General features: G+C 36.4%; 19 protein-coding genes. 2 read left to right on the top strand and 17 right to left on the bottom strand.

Annotated elements, in window-relative coordinates; all coding sequences use genetic code 11:
• Positions 1-6: 6 nt before the first annotated feature.
• From AC4BBX_RS06870 to AC4BBX_RS06900, 7 genes are all read right to left on the bottom strand, one after another.
• Complete coding sequence (locus AC4BBX_RS06870) at positions 7-1119, bottom strand: iron-containing alcohol dehydrogenase family protein (protein ID WP_490455697.1); 1113 nt, start codon at positions 1117-1119, stop codon at positions 7-9.
• Positions 1116-2069, bottom strand: a complete 954-nt coding sequence (locus tag AC4BBX_RS06875) for a C-terminal binding protein (protein WP_490455698.1) — start codon at positions 2067-2069, stop codon at positions 1116-1118. The genes AC4BBX_RS06870 and AC4BBX_RS06875 overlap by 4 nt, the downstream gene beginning before the upstream one ends.
• 67 nt (positions 2070-2136) lie before the next feature.
• Positions 2137-3777 (bottom strand): peptidase M20, encoded by a 1641-nt coding sequence (locus tag AC4BBX_RS06880; protein WP_490455699.1) that lies wholly within the window; start codon positions 3775-3777, stop codon positions 2137-2139.
• A gap of 13 nt (positions 3778-3790) precedes the next feature.
• On the bottom strand, positions 3791-4633 hold the full coding sequence (locus AC4BBX_RS06885) for a dimethylarginine dimethylaminohydrolase family protein (protein WP_490455700.1): 843 nt from the start codon (positions 4631-4633) through the stop codon (positions 3791-3793).
• A gap of 21 nt (positions 4634-4654) precedes the next feature.
• Entirely contained in the window at positions 4655-5506 is an 852-nt protein-coding gene (locus tag AC4BBX_RS06890; protein ID WP_490455701.1) for a transporter substrate-binding domain-containing protein, read from the bottom strand.
• Positions 5503-6207 (bottom strand): amino acid ABC transporter permease, encoded by a 705-nt coding sequence (locus AC4BBX_RS06895; protein WP_490455702.1) that lies wholly within the window; start codon positions 6205-6207, stop codon positions 5503-5505. Before AC4BBX_RS06895 ends, AC4BBX_RS06890 begins: the two co-directional genes overlap by 4 nt.
• 11 nt (positions 6208-6218) lie before the next feature.
• Positions 6219-6962 carry an amino acid ABC transporter ATP-binding protein gene (locus AC4BBX_RS06900; RefSeq protein WP_490455776.1) on the bottom strand — a complete coding sequence of 248 codons (744 nt, stop codon included), beginning with the start codon at positions 6960-6962 and terminating at the stop codon, positions 6219-6221.
• A gap of 255 nt (positions 6963-7217) precedes the next feature.
• Between AC4BBX_RS06900 and AC4BBX_RS06905 the strand changes: the two genes are divergently transcribed.
• Positions 7218-8099 carry a LysR family transcriptional regulator gene (locus AC4BBX_RS06905; RefSeq protein WP_490455703.1) on the top strand — a complete coding sequence of 294 codons (882 nt, stop codon included), beginning with the start codon at positions 7218-7220 and terminating at the stop codon, positions 8097-8099.
• Between the two features lie 46 nt (positions 8100-8145).
• Here AC4BBX_RS06905 and AC4BBX_RS06910 read toward each other — a convergent pair whose 3' ends face one another.
• The 6 genes from AC4BBX_RS06910 to AC4BBX_RS06935 all read right to left on the bottom strand — a co-directional run bounded on the left by AC4BBX_RS06910 (position 8146) and on the right by AC4BBX_RS06935 (position 13665).
• Positions 8146-10017, bottom strand: coding sequence for an ABC transporter ATP-binding protein (locus AC4BBX_RS06910; protein WP_490455704.1), 1872 nt, complete (start codon positions 10015-10017; stop codon positions 8146-8148).
• Positions 10014-11741, bottom strand: a complete 1728-nt coding sequence (locus AC4BBX_RS06915; protein ID WP_490455705.1) for an ABC transporter ATP-binding protein — start codon at positions 11739-11741, stop codon at positions 10014-10016. Before AC4BBX_RS06915 ends, AC4BBX_RS06910 begins: the two co-directional genes overlap by 4 nt.
• Entirely contained in the window at positions 11738-12400 is a 663-nt protein-coding gene (locus AC4BBX_RS06920) for a TetR/AcrR family transcriptional regulator (protein WP_490455706.1), read from the bottom strand. The genes AC4BBX_RS06915 and AC4BBX_RS06920 overlap by 4 nt, the downstream gene beginning before the upstream one ends.
• A gap of 139 nt (positions 12401-12539) precedes the next feature.
• Positions 12540-12779, bottom strand: a complete 240-nt coding sequence (locus tag AC4BBX_RS06925) for a hypothetical protein (RefSeq protein WP_490455707.1) — start codon at positions 12777-12779, stop codon at positions 12540-12542.
• Positions 12780-12886: 107 nt separating this feature from the next.
• Positions 12887-13090 (bottom strand): hypothetical protein, encoded by a 204-nt coding sequence (locus tag AC4BBX_RS06930; RefSeq protein ID WP_490455708.1) that lies wholly within the window; start codon positions 13088-13090, stop codon positions 12887-12889.
• Positions 13091-13173: 83 nt separating this feature from the next.
• On the bottom strand, positions 13174-13665 hold the full coding sequence (locus AC4BBX_RS06935; RefSeq protein ID WP_490455709.1) for an AAA family ATPase: 492 nt from the start codon (positions 13663-13665) through the stop codon (positions 13174-13176).
• 172 nt (positions 13666-13837) lie between these two features.
• Here AC4BBX_RS06935 and def point away from each other — a divergent pair, with 172 nt between their 5' ends.
• Positions 13838-14401, top strand: a complete 564-nt coding sequence (gene def / locus AC4BBX_RS06940) for a peptide deformylase (protein ID WP_490455710.1) — start codon at positions 13838-13840, stop codon at positions 14399-14401.
• 45 nt (positions 14402-14446) lie between these two features.
• Here the strand turns inward: def and AC4BBX_RS06945 are convergent, their stop codons facing one another.
• The 4 genes from AC4BBX_RS06945 to AC4BBX_RS06960 are packed head-to-tail and all read right to left on the bottom strand — an operon-like array spanning position 14447 to position 18319.
• Positions 14447-15652: a M20 family metallopeptidase gene (locus AC4BBX_RS06945; RefSeq protein ID WP_490455711.1), complete on the bottom strand. Its 1206-nt coding sequence runs from the start codon at positions 15650-15652 to the stop codon at positions 14447-14449.
• 39 nt (positions 15653-15691) lie between these two features.
• Positions 15692-16543, bottom strand: coding sequence for a MetQ/NlpA family ABC transporter substrate-binding protein (locus AC4BBX_RS06950; protein WP_490455712.1), 852 nt, complete (start codon positions 16541-16543; stop codon positions 15692-15694).
• A 26-nt stretch (positions 16544-16569) separates the two neighbouring features.
• Positions 16570-17250 (bottom strand): methionine ABC transporter permease, encoded by a 681-nt coding sequence (locus AC4BBX_RS06955; protein ID WP_490455713.1) that lies wholly within the window; start codon positions 17248-17250, stop codon positions 16570-16572.
• 1 nt (position 17251) lies between these two features.
• Positions 17252-18319, bottom strand: a complete 1068-nt coding sequence (locus AC4BBX_RS06960) for a methionine ABC transporter ATP-binding protein (RefSeq protein WP_490455714.1) — start codon at positions 18317-18319, stop codon at positions 17252-17254.
• Positions 18320-18403: the final 84 nt, after the last annotated feature.

Here is an 18403-nt window from a genome sequence, read left to right on the forward strand (position 1 = left end):
CTCCTTCTAACTACTTGTTACCAAATTTGTCTTAGCCCACAAAGAAGCAACTACTTCTTCTGTTACTTCTCCAGCAGTATTAGAAAGACTTCTTGCTTGGATCATTGTTTTTGTTGTGTAGGTCGTAATTTCTTCCGCCGTTAGCGTCCTCGGCCTACCAATCAGTCTTTCAATTTGTGATAAAAACTCTTCCGTTTCAGGAAACCCCATGATATTCATTGCCCGTTGAATTTTATCTTTTTTAAATTTTTGTACATAATCCAAATAACTCCGCAGTAAAAAAGCATTTGCTTGTCCATGAGGAATTCCTTGATAGTAAGTATAACAATAGCCCATTCCATGAACACTCGTTACTCCCGTATGGGTAATGACAATACCACCCACTAAAGAAACGTACATTAATTTCTCACGAATTTCTGTTGAGAACTCTTTATTGAGGAGAGCTGGCAGACATTGCCCAAAGACCTCTATAGCACTTAAAGCTAGAGCATCACTCAAAGGTGTTGCACGTTTGCTCAAATAACCTTCGAAAGAATGAGTGAAAGCATCGACTGCGGTAAAAAGAATAGTTTCTATCGGAGCAGCCTCTGTATATTTTGGATCAACCAATGCTAATTTTGGAAAAGTCCATTCATTTCCGAAACTAATCTTGGTTTCAATATCATTTTTTACTAAAACACTATACGGTGTCACTTCGCTACCAGTTCCAGCAGTTGTTGGTACAGCAACAATTGGTAAAGCACGGGTGAATGTATTTCCCAATAATGTCTCTGTATCAAGATTATTGACTGCTAAAACAGCAATCGCCTTGGCTGCATCTAACGGGGAACCTCCGCCAATTCCGATTACAAAATCCGCTTGGTTTTCTTTTGCGTATACTGCACCTTCAAGAACTGTCTCCAAAGAAGGATTATTCTCTACTTTATCAAATAAAACATAAGAGACTTCTTCAGCCTTCAATACGTTCACGACATCCTCATAAGCACCACTAAGTTTTGCAGAAGATCTCCCCGTTACAATTATTGCTTTGGTTCCAAAGTTTTTTAAGGGAGCTGGTTGTTTTTGAATAATATTTTCTTCTAAGAAAACCTGTGTCGGCATAAAAAATGGGACATTCATTCTACTACCTCCAAATTTTCTACTAAGTTTGATACTGATTGCAATTGCAGACTTCGCAAGGACTCTTCAGAATAAAAAGAAGCATGTGGTGTGATAATTACATTCTCTCTATAAAGCAAGGGTTCATCCTTCAAATCAGGCTTTTCACTGAAAAGAACATCCAAGCCTGCCCCACGAATCCATCCTTTGTCTAAAGCTTGGAGTAACGCACCTTCCACCACATTTTCCCCACGTCCGAGATTTAAAAACAGCGGACTTTTCTCTAAATTTTCAAAAAATTTATGATTGAAAAGCGCTTTATTTTCTGACGTCGTTGCTACATGATTGCTGATAATATCTGCTCGTAATTGGATTTCAGACCAATCTACTTTTTTGATTCCGAACTGTTTTAATTCAGCTTCTGTCTTGTAAGGATCATAACCAATTATTTCCATCCCAAATACTTGTGCTCGTTTTGCTACAGCACAGCCTATTTTACCGCAACCGATAATTCCAAGTGTTTGTGTGGATAACCGATGCATTGATCCAACAGATTTATATCGCCAGACATGATTTTGTTCAATTTGTTTCGTATATGCTTTTAACTTGCGATTTAAACTTAAAAGTAGAGCTAGTGTATGATCTGCAACATCCTCCGTACAATAATCAACTAAAGGGACGACCTGAATATTTTTATTTGCAGCAGCTTCTAAGTCTACTTTATCAAAACCAGTTGCGTTGATTGAAATACATTGAAGTTTCAAATTATTTTTAAAAAAAGTAGCATCTAAATCCAGAAAAGCTGTAAGTAAGCCATCTGCTGTCTGTGCTTTTTGAATAAATTCTTGGTAACTCTGATAAGGATAGACTTCCACTTCAATACGATTGTCAAAATCATGAATTGCCTGAATTTCAACAGCTAAATCTCTACTTGCTAAAACATCTGGATAATCACTAATTAATATCCTCATAAAAATACTCCCCTTGTCTTCTTCCCTTAATTTCGTTAACGAACAATCAAACAATAGCGGAAGACAACTATTCTGACTTTTTCAACATTGTTAAAACTTCTCGAATCAATACTGGGAGTACTTCATAAGAATAGGGTTTGTAGATTCGTTCTTTCCATGTATGTGCTCCTTTACCAAAAACACCCAAATTGACTGCTGGGATGGATAGTTGTTGAATCGTTTGAACGGGTAAAGGATAAATATCAGCCATTCCAGGAAAATTCTCCTCGATTGCCTTAATTTCTTGATCCGTCTCATTCATCGCCAAATAACTACTATCAGATAAAAATGGGAAAAAGCGTCGTTTCTTGAAAACTTCTCCCGTTCTCTCAGCTATTTTCTCTGCAGCTGATGTCACAGCGACATCTAAACGTGTATTCTGTTCAATTTCGTTATGAGGACAGAAGGGTGGTGCTAGAAACAAAATAACTTTAGGAGAGTCATCCCCTGTGGCTTGTTCCAATGCATCGATAAAAGCAAACCCTAATTCTCTTTTATCTAATTTTTCCGTTTTTGTCAGTAGCGTCTGCAAGATAGCATCTGGATCGATTTTTTCACGACAAAATGCTACATACTCTTCAAAAAGATAGATTTTGACCGAGTGCTCGATACTCCCTTGAGGTACATGAATGTTCTTTCGATGGGCTGTCAAACGTTCATCTAACATACTAATGACTTGATCTACCGCCTGTTTTGTCGCATCTAATAAGGTGTCTAAAACATCTTTGGCTGATTTTTCATATAAAAAAGTATTAAAATACAAATGTGCCGTTTTCGCTGTCTGAACATTATAAAAATCTTTTTGATCTCTTTGATAAAGTGCTGACGAAGGAAGAATTTCTTCATCATCAATTTCTTCACATAAAGCAGGGTTCGTATTAATCGCCAAGTTAATCGCACTAGACAATAACGTAGGATCAATCCCTTGGAGTGTATTTCCTACATGGGCTTCTCGTCCTTTAATATAAAAACATGACAGCATTTTGCCGGCAGCTCCCGTATAAAGATAACGAGTAGTGTCTGCTTCGTGTAAAGGAGACACAAAATCCGTATTAATTGCTGCGATAAATTCATACCCTTGTTGCTTGAATTTAATCAATTCAGGCAAGGATTCAATCATCCCTGTATGATCATTTTCTTCTACAGGATTTCCCATAAATAAGAGGTTAAATGGCAGTTCTTCTAAATGCTCGGTATAAAACAACAAATTCATCAAATGAACCGCCATACCACTCTTCATATCTAACATTCCTCTGCCAAATGCCCAATCACCTGATAAGGCTTCTTCCTTAACCTCAGAATCTTCTTCATACTCTTTGAAAAAATCTAATAGTTTATCCGGATCAAAAGCCATTGATTTTATTTTCCCAAAGTCCTCGACGCCTACTGTGTCCATATGGGCATGGAGTAATACTGTTTGTTTAATCCCTTGTTTGGGTAGAAAAGCAAACACATTTTTTCTTTGATAAGGATCTGCTGGAAGGTCTGTCGTCCAAACAAGATCTGAATTTTGTTCAAAATAAGGAAACGATAATAGAATTTCTTTAATTTTTTCGCTGGCATCCGCTTCTCCATGTAAAGAATTATTGATACTAGGAATTTTTACCAACTCTTGTGCTATTTTTTCGATTTGCTGGGGCATTGATAACTGACTGATTTGTTGATACATTTGTGGTCACCTCCTAGATTCGTTTCAAAGGAAATGTCATACAATGTATGCCTCCTCCAAGTTTAAGTGTTTCAGTGATATCTATCTCATGTACTGTGATTCCTTTTTGACACATCGCCTGATTAATGGTTGTATTTTGTTTTAAAGAGATCACTTGTTGATTACCTATGGCTTGAACATTGTATCCATGATTGAATACTTCTGATTCGCCCGCTTCAATTAAAGTGATTCCCAAATCCTCTAGTACATGTAAAAAGTCCAATGGTAATCCTTTTTTATAGGCAATCGCCGTGTCTGAGGTAACTAAATTGAAGCACATATCCAAATGAAGATATTCCGATTTCATGGGAACTGGATGAACAACGTATCCCAAAGGCTCCAAGATTGATCGTACTTGCTGAAAGCCTGCTTCATTGGTTCGATCCAACAATCCAACTGCGATTGTTTTTTCATTTAGAAAAGCAAAATCGCCCCCTTCAAACGTTCCCTCACCAACAACTTTACCAATAATCGGAATCTCTAATTCTTCTAAGACAGATTGAAAAAATTGTGTTTCTGCTTTACGAATCTTTCGCTTAAAATTACCCAAAACGACACCTTCTTTAACACAACCACCTAAATCACGAGCAAAAACCGCATGAGGCATAGTTTCAGGTGGTGTAACAACTTTAACTTCAATTCCTAACTTGACGTACAATTCCTTTAATTGACGGAATTCTTGTTTAACAAGCCTTTCGTCAATGGCTTCCATTTCCCATTTTTTAGCTATTTCATTCAACTGTTCTGCTTTCTGAACATTACTTGGTTCAGATAAAAGGACTTGTTTTAATTCATCGGTTCCACTGATAACATACATATAATCTACCTACTTACTTATTTATTCACTCGCTGTTTTAGCTGATTCTGCAGCAATTTCTGAATACTCTTCTATCCACTTATCAAAATCACCATTTGCTTGGCTTTCTTCAATAACTTTATTAATCGCATCCACTAATTCCTGATTTCCCTTTTTAATTGCTACAGCTGTTTCTTTATAACGATATTCTTCTGGAATCTCCACATCAGTAAATACAATATCTGGATTAGAAATCAAGTACTGTTGTGCTACAGTGTCTTCAATCACAACACCGTCAATTTTTTCTGTCAATAATTCTAAAATCAAATCTGGAATTTTCTCCAAGGTGATCACTTGTCTTGGAGACATCGCTTCTCTAATAATTGTTTCCTGTGTTGTAGACTGTTGTGCACCCAAACGAGTATCATCCAAATCTTCAAGTGTCTTAAATTTATCTGCATTTTTACTTAGCGCAATTACACGATTCTCTGATTTTAAATATGGTTCTGAAAAATCTACTGACTGTTTTCTTTCCTCAGTAATACTCATTCCAGCAATCCCAACATCTACTGCACCTTGAGTTAATGAACCTAGAATTGAGCCAAAAGTCATATCCTGAACAATCAATTCCACACCTAGTTCTTCAGCAATTTTTGCAGCAAAAGCCATATCCACACCAACCACTTCTGTTGAAGAGGAATTCAAATCAATAAATTCATACGGAGCATAACCTGAAGATGTAGCAACTCGTAATTCTTTTCTTTCCATAATTTTATCAAAATCTGCATTACCTGTCCCTGCATTCTCTGAATCATTAGTACTTCCAGAACCACATCCTACCAAAACACCGATACTTAACATAATCAAAAAACTATTTACAATAAACTTTTTCATGTTGATGTTCCTCCTTTATTTGTTCGTTTTAATTTAATTTCCATGAACACCGTCAATCTTGTAATGACCACAGAAAGAATTAAATAAATGATTGCGATTGCTAGAATTGGAGTAAAAGGTTGATAACTGATTCCTCGTATTACATTTGCTTGATACATCAAATCAGCGATTCCAATAACTGATGCTTGAGAAGATGCCTTGATTGTACTCGCAAATTCATTACCCAAAGCTGGTAAAATGTTTCTCAAAGCTTGTGGAAAAACAATAAAGTACATTGTTTGAAAACGAGAGAATCCAATAGAACGACCACCTTCAAACTGTCCGTGATCAATTGATTGGATACCTGAACGAAAAATCTCTGCAATATATACAGAACTTCCGATTGACAATGCGATTAACGCCGCAATGAAACGACTCATTTCTACTCCGAAGATAATTGCTTCAGGAAACCTAACTCCTGTCAGCGGGATTCCATAAAAACAAATCGATAGTAAAACCAAAATTGGTAATGCACGAACAATTTCAATGTAAAGAACTGCGATACGTTTTATCCACCTATTTTTACTCATTCTCATCGCTGCAACAATCATCCCCAAAAAAATCGCGAAAATCATGGTAAGAATACTCAAGGACAATGTCATTATCGTTCCCTGTATAAGATAATTGCCAAATCTTTCTAAAAACACCATAGTTCGTTCCATATTTCCGCCTCCTAAAGAATTTTTTGTAGAAAGTTAGCGATACGTGGGTTTTTATGCGCAGAGTTCAACTCATCTGGTGTCATCTCTTCTACTATTTTCCCTTCATCCATAAAGATGATACGATCTGCCACTTCTTTGGCAAAGTTCATTTCGTGAGTGACAATCACAGCAGTCATACCATCTTGCACCGTTTCTTTCATAACATTTAACACTTCTCCAACCATTTCCGGGTCCAAGGCACTTGTCGGTTCGTCGAACAAAATTACTTTTGGTTTCATGGCTAGTGCCCTTGCAATTGCAATTCGTTGCTTCTGTCCTCCTGAAAGACTCTCAGGATAAAAATCTTTCTTTTCATATAAACCAACACGATTTAACAAAACTTCACTCAATGTATCCAATTCTTCTTGAGATAAACCGCGTAGTTTTTCCGGCCCAATCGTTATGTTCTTTTTCACAGTCAAATTTGAAAACAAATTAAAATGTTGGAACACCATAACAACTTTTTCTCTAATCGAATTGTTGTTGATTTGTTTTCGATAAATGTCTTCCTCTTCAATAAAAATTTTACCTTGATTAATCTTTTCTAATTTATTCATACATCTAAGCAAGGTCGATTTTCCAGAGCCTGAAGGTCCAATGATCACCACTACTTCGTTTTCACGAACAGATAGTGATACATCGTCTAGAACAACATGTTCATCAAATTTCTTTTGAATATTTTGAATTTGAATAACTTCTTTTCTTTCTGTATTCATCATGTGATATCACCTTTCGCCTCTTGATGTATCTAAGTATATTTCCCCAAAAAGGAGACGTCTAACCTACGTCATATCAAGTAAAACGCTCTCACGCTTTTGAAATATAAGAATATTCAGAATAAAAAAAATTTCTCCTCTCCCAAATTTATGTTATATTTCATAACACTGAACAACGCTAATATTTATTAATTGCTTTATTTATAATTAAAAGTTATATTGTATGTTATAAAACCTTACATGGAGGTCCTTGCGATGGACATGATCAACTTAAAAACCTTTCATTATTGTGCGACTTACTTGAGTTTTTCCAAAGCAGCCCAGTATTTAAACATCAGCCAACCAGCAGTAACGAATCAAATCAAAAAAATAGAACAGAATCTGGATCACGAATTGTTCATCCGTGCTGGCAGAAAACTGTTCTTGACCGATACAGGCGAGATTTTGTTCGCCTGCTCGACAAATATTTTTGATTTGCTGGATACCGCACTCAACGAAATGGATACTCGTTCAAAAGAAATGCTTCGTTTACGAATCGCAGGAGATTTGAACTATCTTTCTATGCATTTAGCTAATTTTGTCCCTAAATTATATGAGATTTTACCCCATATCCAGATTGAAGTTAGCGCTGTAGAGCATTCAAAAAAGATTTTTGATGGGGTACGCGATTCCAAATATGACATCGGAATTATGAGTGGAAACTACTCTACCTTTGGCATTCGTCAGCGGCTTCTTAGTGAAGACAATGTTTCTTTGGTCACTTCAAAAAAAATAGCCCTTGCTTTAAAAGAGAATCCTACTCTAGATTTTCCCTTACTTGAATACCAATCAAAATCCTCTTACAGCAGTTTTCTGATGGATTTTATGATTCAAAATAAACTAAGTCAGAAAAAACGGATCACTTTCAATAATTTAGAATTAGTTCGAACCGCTCTTTTGAATGATGCTGGAATCGCTATTTTATCTGAAGATGTTTTAAAAAAAGATCTTCTTAACGGTAAGATTCAAGTACTACCCACAAAAAATTTTAAAGAAGTGAAAATCAAAACTCGTTTAATTTTTAGAACAGATAATCCTATGCACAGCCAAATCGAACGTTGCTCCGAATTAATAATGAAAGAAATCAGTCTTGTTTGAAAAAAGAGCCATGTCCCCTCAATCAATGAGTAGACATAGCTCTTTTTTATGCAGCTTCTTCAGAAAACTGACTATTGTACAAATCAGCATAGAAGCCATTTTTTTCCATTAATTCATCATGATTCCCTGTTTCGACAATCGAACCATTGTTCATTACGATAATGTTATCGGCATCACGGATCGTAGAAAGTCTATGGGCAACTACAAAACTTGTCCGATTTTCTAATAAGCGTTGCATCGCTTGTTGAATCAAGATTTCAGTTCTTGTATCCACGCTAGAAGTTGCTTCATCTAAGATAAGAACCTCTGGATTCGCTAGAAATGCTCGGGCAATCGTAATTAATTGACGTTGTCCTTGAGAAATATTGCTGGCTTCTTCATTCAAAATCGTGTCGTAGCCATCTGGTAATTTGCGGACAAATTCATCCACGTGAGCTGCTTTTGCTGCAGCAATCACTTGCTCATGAGTCGCTGATTCATATCCATAATGAATATTCTCATAAATGGAACCAGTGAATAACCAAGTATCTTGAAGTACCATCGAAAGATGACTACGAAGTTCTTCACGAGTTAAATCGCGAGTGTCTTTCCCGTCATAACGGATACTTCCTCCAGAAACATCATAGAAACGTTGCAATAAATTAATTAAGGTTGTCTTCCCTGCACCAGTTGGTCCAACGATTGCAACCATTTCACCTTCTTTGACATCTAAACTAAAATCAGTCATCAATAACTTATCAGGTGAATAACCAAATTGTACGTTTTCAAAACGAACTTTATACTCGTCAGATTCAACCGGCAGACCGCTTGCTTCATTGATCATCTCTTCTTCATCCAACACTTCAAATACCCGTTCAGCAGAAGCAATTGTCGATTGTATCGTATTGATTAAACTAGCAATTTGAGTGATTGGTTGTGAAAATTGGTTGGTATATTGCAAGAAAGCTTGAACATCCCCAAGATTCATATTCCCATTTGCTACCTTAATCCCACCAAGAACTGCCACGAAAACATAACCTAAGTTTTTGACAAAGTTCATTAGCGGCATAATCATCGCTGAAATAAATTGTGCTTTCCAACCTGATTCATAAAGACGTTCATTTTCTACTTCAAAAACTGCTTGATCGGCAGCTTCATGATTAAAGGTTTTAACTACCATATGACCGCCATAAGTTTCTTCTACTTGGTCATTTAGCAATCCCAAACTCTTTTGTTGGGTAGCAAAATGTTTTTGAGATTTTGGTGCAACTAACATAACTACGATTAGACTCAATGGTACCGTTGCTAAAGCGACCAATGTTAATTGACCACTGATTGATAACATCATCCAAAAAACCCCTATAAAAGTCACAATACTAGTAACAAACTGAGTTAAATTTTGTTGTAACGTTCCAGCAATGTTGTCCATATCATTAATCGCACGAGACATGATATCTCCATTTGAATGCGTGTCAAAGTAGGAAATCGGTAAGCGATTCATTTTTTCTTCCAAGTCTCGACGCATTTCATAAACTGTTCGTTGTGACACTCGGGTCATAATGTATTGTTGTAAAAAGTTAAAGGCAGCAGATATTAAATACATACCAATAACAATCAAAATAATGTTAAGGATTTTCTCGAAATCAATCGGAAAAGAGGTAATTTGTTCACCTTCTTGCATTTGTCGAACCCCAGCCATCACACCATTAAAAATTTCTGTAGTGGCACGACCCAATACTTTTGGTGTTTGGATTTGGAAAACAACTGCAGCAATCGCTAAGACAAAGACCAATAGAATCGCGTAAGAACGCGTAGACATATAACGTAACAAACGTTTCATTGTTCCCCAGAAATTATCAGCTTTTTCAGCCTTCATTCCTACGCCATGTCCCGGACCTTGCGGACCACGTTGAGCAGGTTTATTTTTCTCTTCACTCATACCAAATCCTCCTCTCTTAATTGTGAATGAACGATTTCTTGATAAGTTTCGTTCGTAGCTAATAAAGTTTTATGTGTTCCTTTACCCACGACTTCACCTTCATCTAAAACTAAAATCAAGTCGGCATCCATTACTGTACTAACTCGTTGTGCAACAATGACCATAATTCCATCCCTCATTGATTCGCTTAACGCTTTACGTAAGTTTGCATCTGTTTTAAAATCTAGCGCTGAGAAGGAATCATCAAAGACATAAACATCCGCTTCTTTAATCAACGCTCTAGCGATGGCTAGACGTTGACGTTGCCCACCAGAGAAATTGCCTCCACCTTGTTCCACATGGCTATCTAAGCCATCAGATAAACCAGAAACAAACTCCTTAGCTTGCGCAATTTCCAATGCTCGCCAAATCTCTTCATCAGTCGCTTGCGGACGACCGTAATGCATATTTTCACGAATCGTTCCGGAGAATAACACAGCTTTTTGAGGTACAAAACCAATCATTTCTCGTAAGTCATGTTGCGTTACTTTAGAAATATCTTGACCATTTAATAAAATAGTCCCTGATTCTACATCATACAAACGAGGCAATAAATTAACCAAGGTTGTCTTCCCAGAACCAGTTCCTCCGATAATCGCAACGGTTTCTCCAGATTTCACTGAAAAATCAATGTTTTCTAAGGCTAATTTTTCCGCCCCTTCAAAACGGTAGTTGACTTGGTTAAAAGCTAAAGTTGCATTTTTACCAAGCAGTTCAATTTTTTCAGGCTGAGGAACATCTGTAATTTCTTCTGTTTCATCCAAAATTTCATTAATCCGATCAGCAGATGCTTGGGCTCTTGGCACCATAATAAAAATCATGGAAAGCATCATAAAACTAATCAAAATTTGCATTGCATAAGTCATAAAGGCAATTAAATTACCAACTTCTAAAGTCATATTCGCAATGTAATGCCCACCAAACCAAGTGATAGCAATATTAGTACCACTCATAATCAAAGTCATCAACGGCATCATTATCGCCACAATCGTATTTACTTTGACAGCTGTTTGTGTGTAATCTTTGTTGGCAGCATCAAAACGATTTTCTTCATAACCGGCTTTGTTAAAGGCGCGAATAACACGAACACCAGTCAAACCTTCACGAAAGACTAAATTCAATTTGTCTGTTTTTTTCTGCATGCTCTTAAATAATGGAACCGCAAAATACATAATTCCACCAATCGCGATAATAATTATTGGAATAACTACTAGGAAGATACGTGTTAGTTGCGGATCTTTACGATAGGCTAAAAAACTAGCTCCAATTAAAGTAATCGGTGCATTAATCATCATGCGTAAAAACATTTGAGTCACCATTTGAATTTGGTTAACATCGTTAGTTGTACGCGTGATTAATGATGCTGTTCCGTATTTATCAAAAGTTTTCGTTGACGCATTTTCTACTTTTCGGTAAATATCTGTGCGTAGCTCTTTTCCTAATTTTTGAGATTCTCTTGTAGCAAAAAAAGTATTTCCCACAGCTGCTACAATACTTAATAATGAAAATCCAATCATATAGAATCCAGTTTGCCAAATATAATCAATATCCCCTAAGGCAACTCCTTTATCTATAATATTAGAGGTTAATGTTGGTAAATATAAATCCGAAAGTACTTGAACAATCATAAATACTACTGCCATGATTGCAGAAGTGATGGAAATCTTTTTCCATATTTTTATCATTTATCCGGCTCCTTTCCTGCACCATTTTTTAACCAGCTCAATTTGAGTTGGTATTTTTTGATTGCTGTCTCTACATCGTAATTACCATCCAATTTTTGGCAACGATAACCATCGGCAATCGAAGTAAAACCGATATGCATTAACATCTGTAGCAGCAGTTGTAACTCTTCTGTTTGGTGTATTTTCAAATTGCTTACATCAATACTATCCAATAACTCCTTCTGATCCTTTTTAAATTCGACTCTTCTTTTTTCTGGAGAATTTTGATTTTCAATATGAGGAGCAACACGATGAAATCCATGATAGTCCATATTCATAAAAAGATTTTTATAGAACAAAGCATCTTCTCCACTAAAAACAGCAGGAATCAAGTGAGAAAAATAGGCTTCAAATCCCTTAAAAACATCTCCATCATTTTGTTGAATCACTTGGATTAAAAAACGATGGCTGTCCCTTCGAAGTGTTTTAAAGTAGTAATAATACAAATCATCTTTATCTTGAAAATACTGATAAAAACTACCTCTAGGAATCCCTGCTTCTTTGATAACATTCGCAATTGAGGCTTCATTCAAAGATGCACGAGAAAATTCTTTTCTAGCAGCTGACAAGATGCGCTGCTGTTTTTCTTTGGATAAATTAAAAAATGTTTCACTTGGCATATCTTCTATACTCCTTTCAATGAGTGACAGACTGTCATATGACACTGTGTCATTATATCTTAAAATAAAAAAGATGCAAAGAAAAAAGACTGAAAAAAAGTATGAACTCTTTCATCACAAGAATTCATACCTTCCATTTTTAAAAATAACCATTCTCTTCATAAAATTCTTTTGCCAGTCTTTCACCATGCTGATCAAAGAAAATTGTTGCTTGAGAAATATTATCAGAAACTCCCCTTTCCAAAACGCTTTCTCCATTTGAAAAACTGATAAAAACTACCGCAGATTCATTGACCGTTTCCCTATCTCCCCACCAGTAAGGATAAACAACTAAGAATTGGTTCTGTTGATCGTCAATATAAGCGGCAATTCCTCTCATCAAAGCAACTACTGAGAGAATCTGTCCAAAATTTGCATCAATATGCAGATGAAAAAATTGAATGCTCTTGGTTGATACATCGTAATGATACTGAATACCAGCTTCTTTTAATGCCTCTTCTGTCGTAGTATCAATCGTTTTCCTATTTTCCCCACCAGTAATTGAGGATTACTAATCATTCTTTCTTCAGCACTCAACCAAGGAAGCCAGTCATGGTAATTTTCAATTTTTTGACTAGGGCTTTTAAGAAAATTTGTAAGATTGGCTTTACTAATTGACGCTTCAAGATACAAAGAAACAAATTCACTCATCTTAATTCCTCCCTTTTATTAACACCTTTAACTGGGGGTAAAGTCAGCTTTATTCTTAGCTTTTTCTTCTCAAAGCTAAACTACTACTGAATAACCTCCAAAATCATCTGCATGATTTCTTTTTCTGTCTTTGCTTGCGGGATTCTTTTTTCAAATTCAAAATTTAGGAGGTCATTGTCATTCCACCAACGTTTCAAGTCTTCTCGACTAATTTCTTGTGCATTTGGACGTTGACTGTGTCTACGAACCGTTTCTTCAAAAGGCAAATCAAAGTAATAACAGTAAGTTTGATCAAAAATTGCGAGTAATTCTTCAAAGAAATTTTTGTAAACTTCCTTACGAGTAATGCCTTCGATAATGACATATTCACAGGTTTCATTACCATACAAAGCCATTCTTTTCATCAATTCAATAGCTAGATTGTCAGGATAATCTTTGACACGCAACATTTCTCTACGGACAACATCTTGTGAAATCAATAAAGACTGTTTTTCAGAAAGTGCTTGTTTGAGATTTTTAGCCGCCGTTGTTTTCCCACTACCAGAGTTGCCTCTTAAGATGATTAATTTGGTCAATTTTCTCACATCCTTAACAAATAGGAACCCTTTATTGATAGTAAAGCACGTTCTTTTCATGCAGCTTTGGAATAACAAAACATTCTATACACTTCCTAGTTTGTTTTGTGTTAAACTAATGGATGGGAATCATCGAATTCTAGGTAAATATTTGAAGGGGGATTTGTCATCAATGATTACTATGGATGATATTATTCGAGAAGGTCACCCTACGTTACGTAAGGTAGCTGAAGAAGTCTCTTTTCCATTGAGTGAAGAAGATCGTCAATTAGGAAAAGATATGATGGAATTTTTAGAAAATAGTCAAGATCCTGAAAAAGCAGAAGAATTACAATTGCGTGGTGGTGTAGGTTTAGCCGCACCTCAGCTCAACATCGAAAAAAGAATGACCGCAGTCTTAATTCCAAGCTCAGATTCAGAGCGAGAAGAACCAGATTTTAAAGCGGTTCTTTATAATCCTAAAATTGTGAGCCACTCTGTTCAAGAGGCTTGCTTAGGAGAAGGCGAAGGTTGCCTTTCTGTAGATCGTGAAGTACCCGGCTACGTTCCGCGTGCTGCACGAATTACGTTAACTTACTTCAATGAAGAAGGCGAAAAGCAAAAAATTCGTTTAAAAAATTATTCAGCGATTGTTGTTCAGCATGAATTGGATCATTTAAATGGGATAATGTTCTACGACCACATCAACGAAAGTAATCCATTTGCGTTAAAACAAGGTATTTTAGTCATTGAATAAACAAAAAAACAAGGACTTCCATCGTTTGGAAGTCCTTGTTTTTGCTTAATTTCCTTTTGCTAAGCTTTCTTTGTGCTCTGCTTTAATTTTTTCTAGCAACTCTGGTTCTTCAATTAAATCTAAGGCTGTTTTTGCTAAAAGTTCGGCAGCAATTGCAATCGAATTTAACCCTTTTTCACTACGAGCGGCTGCTTTAAATTCAATTGAATGTCCAGCAATATAATCATCAGAAATTGAAACAGTTGGTTGAATAGTTGGAACTACTTGACTAATATTACCCACATCAGAAGATCCTAGACTTGGACGAATCTTTGTGTCAATCTCCTCTGCTGGAACGCCAGCTGCTTCTGCATGGCTAAAGAATACATCATCAAAGCTTGGGGTCAAAATAATATCATCCACTGAATTTTGGAATAAACCAAATTCGTAAGTTGCTCCTGTTGATAATGCCGCTGCTTTCACAATATTTTCAACTTTTTTATAAACATCATTTAAAGTAGAACGATTCGCTGCTCTTAAATAAAAACGTCCGGCAGCATATTCAGGAATAACATTGGCAGCTACCCCACCATCAGTAATAATCCCATGAATATTGACATCTTTCGGTAAATACAAGCGTAAACCATTAATGCCATTAAAAACTTGTAGCAAGGCTTCCAAGGCACTAATTCCTTTTTCAGGAGAGCCAGCCGCATGAGAAGCAACACCATAAAATTTAATATCAACAGGATCATTTGCTAAGCCTTTTGATGTGTAACTATATAAGTGAGCTGGATGGACACACAAGGCTGCATCTACATCATCAAGGAAACCTTCACGAACAAAACTTCCCTTCGCTGAACCATTTTCTCCACCTTCTTCACCAGGTGTACCATAAACACGGATTTCTCCACCGACTTCATCGATTACTTGCTTTAAAGCACTTCCTGCTAAAACAGCATAAGTACCAAATAGGTTGTGTCCACAAGCATGACCGATTCCTGGTAAAGCATCATACTCCGCTAAAAATGCAATGGTTGGACCAGCTTTTTCTGCTTTATAGCGTGCATCAAAACCCGTGTGGTGACCAGCGACATCTTTAACTACTTCGAATCCTTCTTTTTTCAACTGATTAATTAAGGCATCGGATGAATACACTTCATAGTTACTAACTTCTGGATGATCGTGAATATCTAAGGCGATTTCTTTGTATTGTGTTAATCTTTCTTGAACAAATGACTTGATCGTTGCGTATTTTTCTTCTCTTGCCATAATTATTTTTCTCTCCTTTATTTTCTCAACAATAACGTATTATTTCGTACCAAAAGTTTCCCAAGCTGGAATACTTGAACCTTTTGATGTTTCTTCAATAACTTTCGCTGTTTCATCTGTTTGGTAAGCTGCAACAATTTTTTTGTAGACTTCATTTTCTGCATCTTCTGAACGGGCAGCGATAATATTTACATATGGACGAGAAGTATCATCTACTGGTTCTAAATAAATGGCATCCTCAGTAGGAATAAAGCCAGCATCTACAGCCATCCCACTGTTAATAACTGAAATATCGACATCTTGTAAGGCACGTGCTGTTTGAGAAGCTTCCAATTCTTCAATCACTAAGTTTTTAGGATTTGAAGTGATATCTGAAACAGTCGGTGCTTGCGATTTCGCTTCATTTACTGTGATTAAACCAGCCGTTTGTAATAATAACAAGGCACGTCCACCATTTGTTACATCATTAGGAATTGCTACAATTCCGCCATCTTCTAACTCATCCACAGAAGTCAACTTGTCAGAATAAATTCCTAACGGAGCATTGACTGTGTTTCCAATTGATACTAAGTCTGTATCATGCTCAGCATTAAAATTATCCAAGAAATATTGATGTTGGAAAGAATTTATATCAATGTCTCCATTTGCTAAAGCGGTGTTTGGTTGACTATATTCAGTAAATTTCACGTATTCAAGATTAATTCCTTCATCTTTCAAGCGCTCTTGCACACTATCCCAAACATCAGTGTCTGCACCAATCACACCTAGTTTTACTGTTACTTCTTCTTCGGATGAGCCACTTCCGCTAGTACTTGTTCCTCCGTTGCCGCATCCTGCTGCAAATGCCAATACTGCTAAACCTGCTGTTGCTAATTTTATCCATTTTTTCATTGTAATTTCCCCCATTTTTTATTATTTTAATGACTAATTTTTTTAACGATCCAATTACTGATTGACTGACTAATGAAGACTAAAATTAAAATAATAATCATCGCTACCCAAGTTACATCTGTTTGGAATCGATTGTACCCTCTTGTTACGGCTAAACTTCCTAATCCACCTGCACCTACAGCACCCGCCATCGCTGTCAGACCAATGACATTGATAATCGTTAGGGCAGATACTCGGACAATTCCTGGTAATCCTTCTAATAAATAGACTCTGAAAATAATTCCAAATGGACTAGTTCCCATGGCTTCCGCTGCTTCAATTACCCCTGGATCAACTTCCAGTAAAGCAATCTCAATTTGTCTGGCAAAGAAAGGAATCACTCCTACTGTCAAAGGAACAATCGCAGCAGTTGGTCCAATAGATGTTCCCACGATTGCTCGTGTCATCACAACTAATAGAGAAATCAAAATAATGAACGGAATCGAGCGGAAAATATTAACGACTTTGTCCAAAAAGCCAAAGATTAGTTTATTTTCTAAAATCCCTCTCTCCCGGGTAACTAACAAAACAACTCCAAAAAATACGCCTAACACACCACCAATTAAAGAAGTGAAAAATGTCATATATAAGGTATCAATGGTTGCTTCAATAAACTCATTTGGTATTTCAATAACATTTGGTAAAAAACGTTCTAATATAGCCTGCATCCTAATATTCTCCTTTCACTGTATCTTGATTTTCTTCAGCTTTTTTCAATATATTTACGTAAACTCCTTGCGCAATCAAGTAGTCAAAAGCTTCATAACGTTTTTCTAACTCACCTGCAAGAGTAACTACTAAACTACCTAGTGGAACCTCTTGAATGATTTCGACATTTCCATATAGAATATTTGTCGTAATTTGATACTCTCGATAAAGTTGAGCAATCAATGGTTCACTGGTTGAATCCCCTACATAGGAAAGTTCTACCAACCACTCGTTAGTCTCTAAATGAGAGAAGCTTTCGCTACTTAAAATGGTGTCTAAGGCTTGGTCAATATGAGTCGCTGTCCGAATGAAATCTCTGGTTAATGGTTCTTCTGGAGAGCTAAAGATTTGAACACTGTCACCTTGCTCAATAATTTCTCCATCCTCCATCACAGCTACCTTATTACAGATTTCTTTTACTACTTGCATTTCATGGGTGATTAAAACGATTGTCAAACCTAATTTTTTGTTCAAATCACGAAGTAAAGCTAAAATTTGTAAAGTTGTTTTTGGATCTAGCGCACTGGTCGCTTCATCACAAAGTAAAATTTCAGGATCATTTGCTAAAGCACGGGCAATCGCTACCCGTTGTTTTTGACCTCCAGAGAGTTGGCTCGGATAAGCATCAATTTTATCCGATAAACCAACTAACTCTAGTAAATCCGTTACTTTTTGACGAACCTCCTGTTTTGATTTTCCTTGATATTTCAAAGGGAAAGCAATGTTCTCAAAAATTGAACGACTTTTCATTAAATTAAAGTGCTGGAAAATCATCCCAATTGATTTTCTTTTAGCTCTTAGTTCTTTGGGACTCAATTCTGTATATTCCACACCATTTATTTGGACAGAACCTTGTGTGGGTGGTTGTAGTAAATTAATTACCCGAACCAGAGTACTTTTCCCTGCTCCTGAATAACCTACAATTCCATAAACATCTCCTGGCTCTACCAGCAAGTTAACGTTTTTTACCGCGAATACATCTCGATTTCCTTGATTAAATGTTACGGAAATATCTTTTAATTCAATCATTTTTTGTTTCCTCCTATTTTTTCACTTTCTTGAAAGATCGCTTCTACAAAAAAAAGCATCCTCAAGAAAACAAAGCTTCGCTTG

This window comes from Enterococcus sp. AMC1157, assembly GCF_058216555.1.

Coding starts and splice junctions, on each gene's coding strand:
- AC4BBX_RS06870 (WP_490455697.1), bottom strand. CDS start 1,119: ATGAATGTCCCATTTTTTATGCCGACACAGGTTTTCTTAGAAGAAAAT.
- AC4BBX_RS06875 (WP_490455698.1), bottom strand. CDS start 2,069: ATGAGGATATTAATTAGTGATTATCCAGATGTTTTAGCAAGTAGAGAT.
- AC4BBX_RS06880 (WP_490455699.1), bottom strand. CDS start 3,777: ATGTATCAACAAATCAGTCAGTTATCAATGCCCCAGCAAATCGAAAAA.
- AC4BBX_RS06885 (WP_490455700.1), bottom strand. CDS start 4,633: ATGTATGTTATCAGTGGAACCGATGAATTAAAACAAGTCCTTTTATCT.
- AC4BBX_RS06890 (WP_490455701.1), bottom strand. CDS start 5,506: ATGAAAAAGTTTATTGTAAATAGTTTTTTGATTATGTTAAGTATCGGT.
- AC4BBX_RS06895 (WP_490455702.1), bottom strand. CDS start 6,207: ATGGAACGAACTATGGTGTTTTTAGAAAGATTTGGCAATTATCTTATA.
- AC4BBX_RS06900 (WP_490455776.1), bottom strand. CDS start 6,962: ATGAATACAGAAAGAAAAGAAGTTATTCAAATTCAAAATATTCAAAAG.
- AC4BBX_RS06905 (WP_490455703.1), top strand. CDS start 7,218: ATGGACATGATCAACTTAAAAACCTTTCATTATTGTGCGACTTACTTG.
- AC4BBX_RS06910 (WP_490455704.1), bottom strand. CDS start 10,017: ATGAGTGAAGAGAAAAATAAACCTGCTCAACGTGGTCCGCAAGGTCCG.
- AC4BBX_RS06915 (WP_490455705.1), bottom strand. CDS start 11,741: ATGATAAAAATATGGAAAAAGATTTCCATCACTTCTGCAATCATGGCA.
- AC4BBX_RS06920 (WP_490455706.1), bottom strand. CDS start 12,400: ATGCCAAGTGAAACATTTTTTAATTTATCCAAAGAAAAACAGCAGCGC.
- AC4BBX_RS06925 (WP_490455707.1), bottom strand. CDS start 12,779: ATGAGAGGAATTGCCGCTTATATTGACGATCAACAGAACCAATTCTTA.
- AC4BBX_RS06930 (WP_490455708.1), bottom strand. CDS start 13,090: ATGAGTGAATTTGTTTCTTTGTATCTTGAAGCGTCAATTAGTAAAGCC.
- def (WP_490455710.1), top strand. CDS start 13,838: ATGATTACTATGGATGATATTATTCGAGAAGGTCACCCTACGTTACGT.
- AC4BBX_RS06945 (WP_490455711.1), bottom strand. CDS start 15,652: ATGGCAAGAGAAGAAAAATACGCAACGATCAAGTCATTTGTTCAAGAA.
- AC4BBX_RS06950 (WP_490455712.1), bottom strand. CDS start 16,543: ATGAAAAAATGGATAAAATTAGCAACAGCAGGTTTAGCAGTATTGGCA.
- AC4BBX_RS06955 (WP_490455713.1), bottom strand. CDS start 17,250: ATGCAGGCTATATTAGAACGTTTTTTACCAAATGTTATTGAAATACCA.
- AC4BBX_RS06960 (WP_490455714.1), bottom strand. CDS start 18,319: ATGATTGAATTAAAAGATATTTCCGTAACATTTAATCAAGGAAATCGA.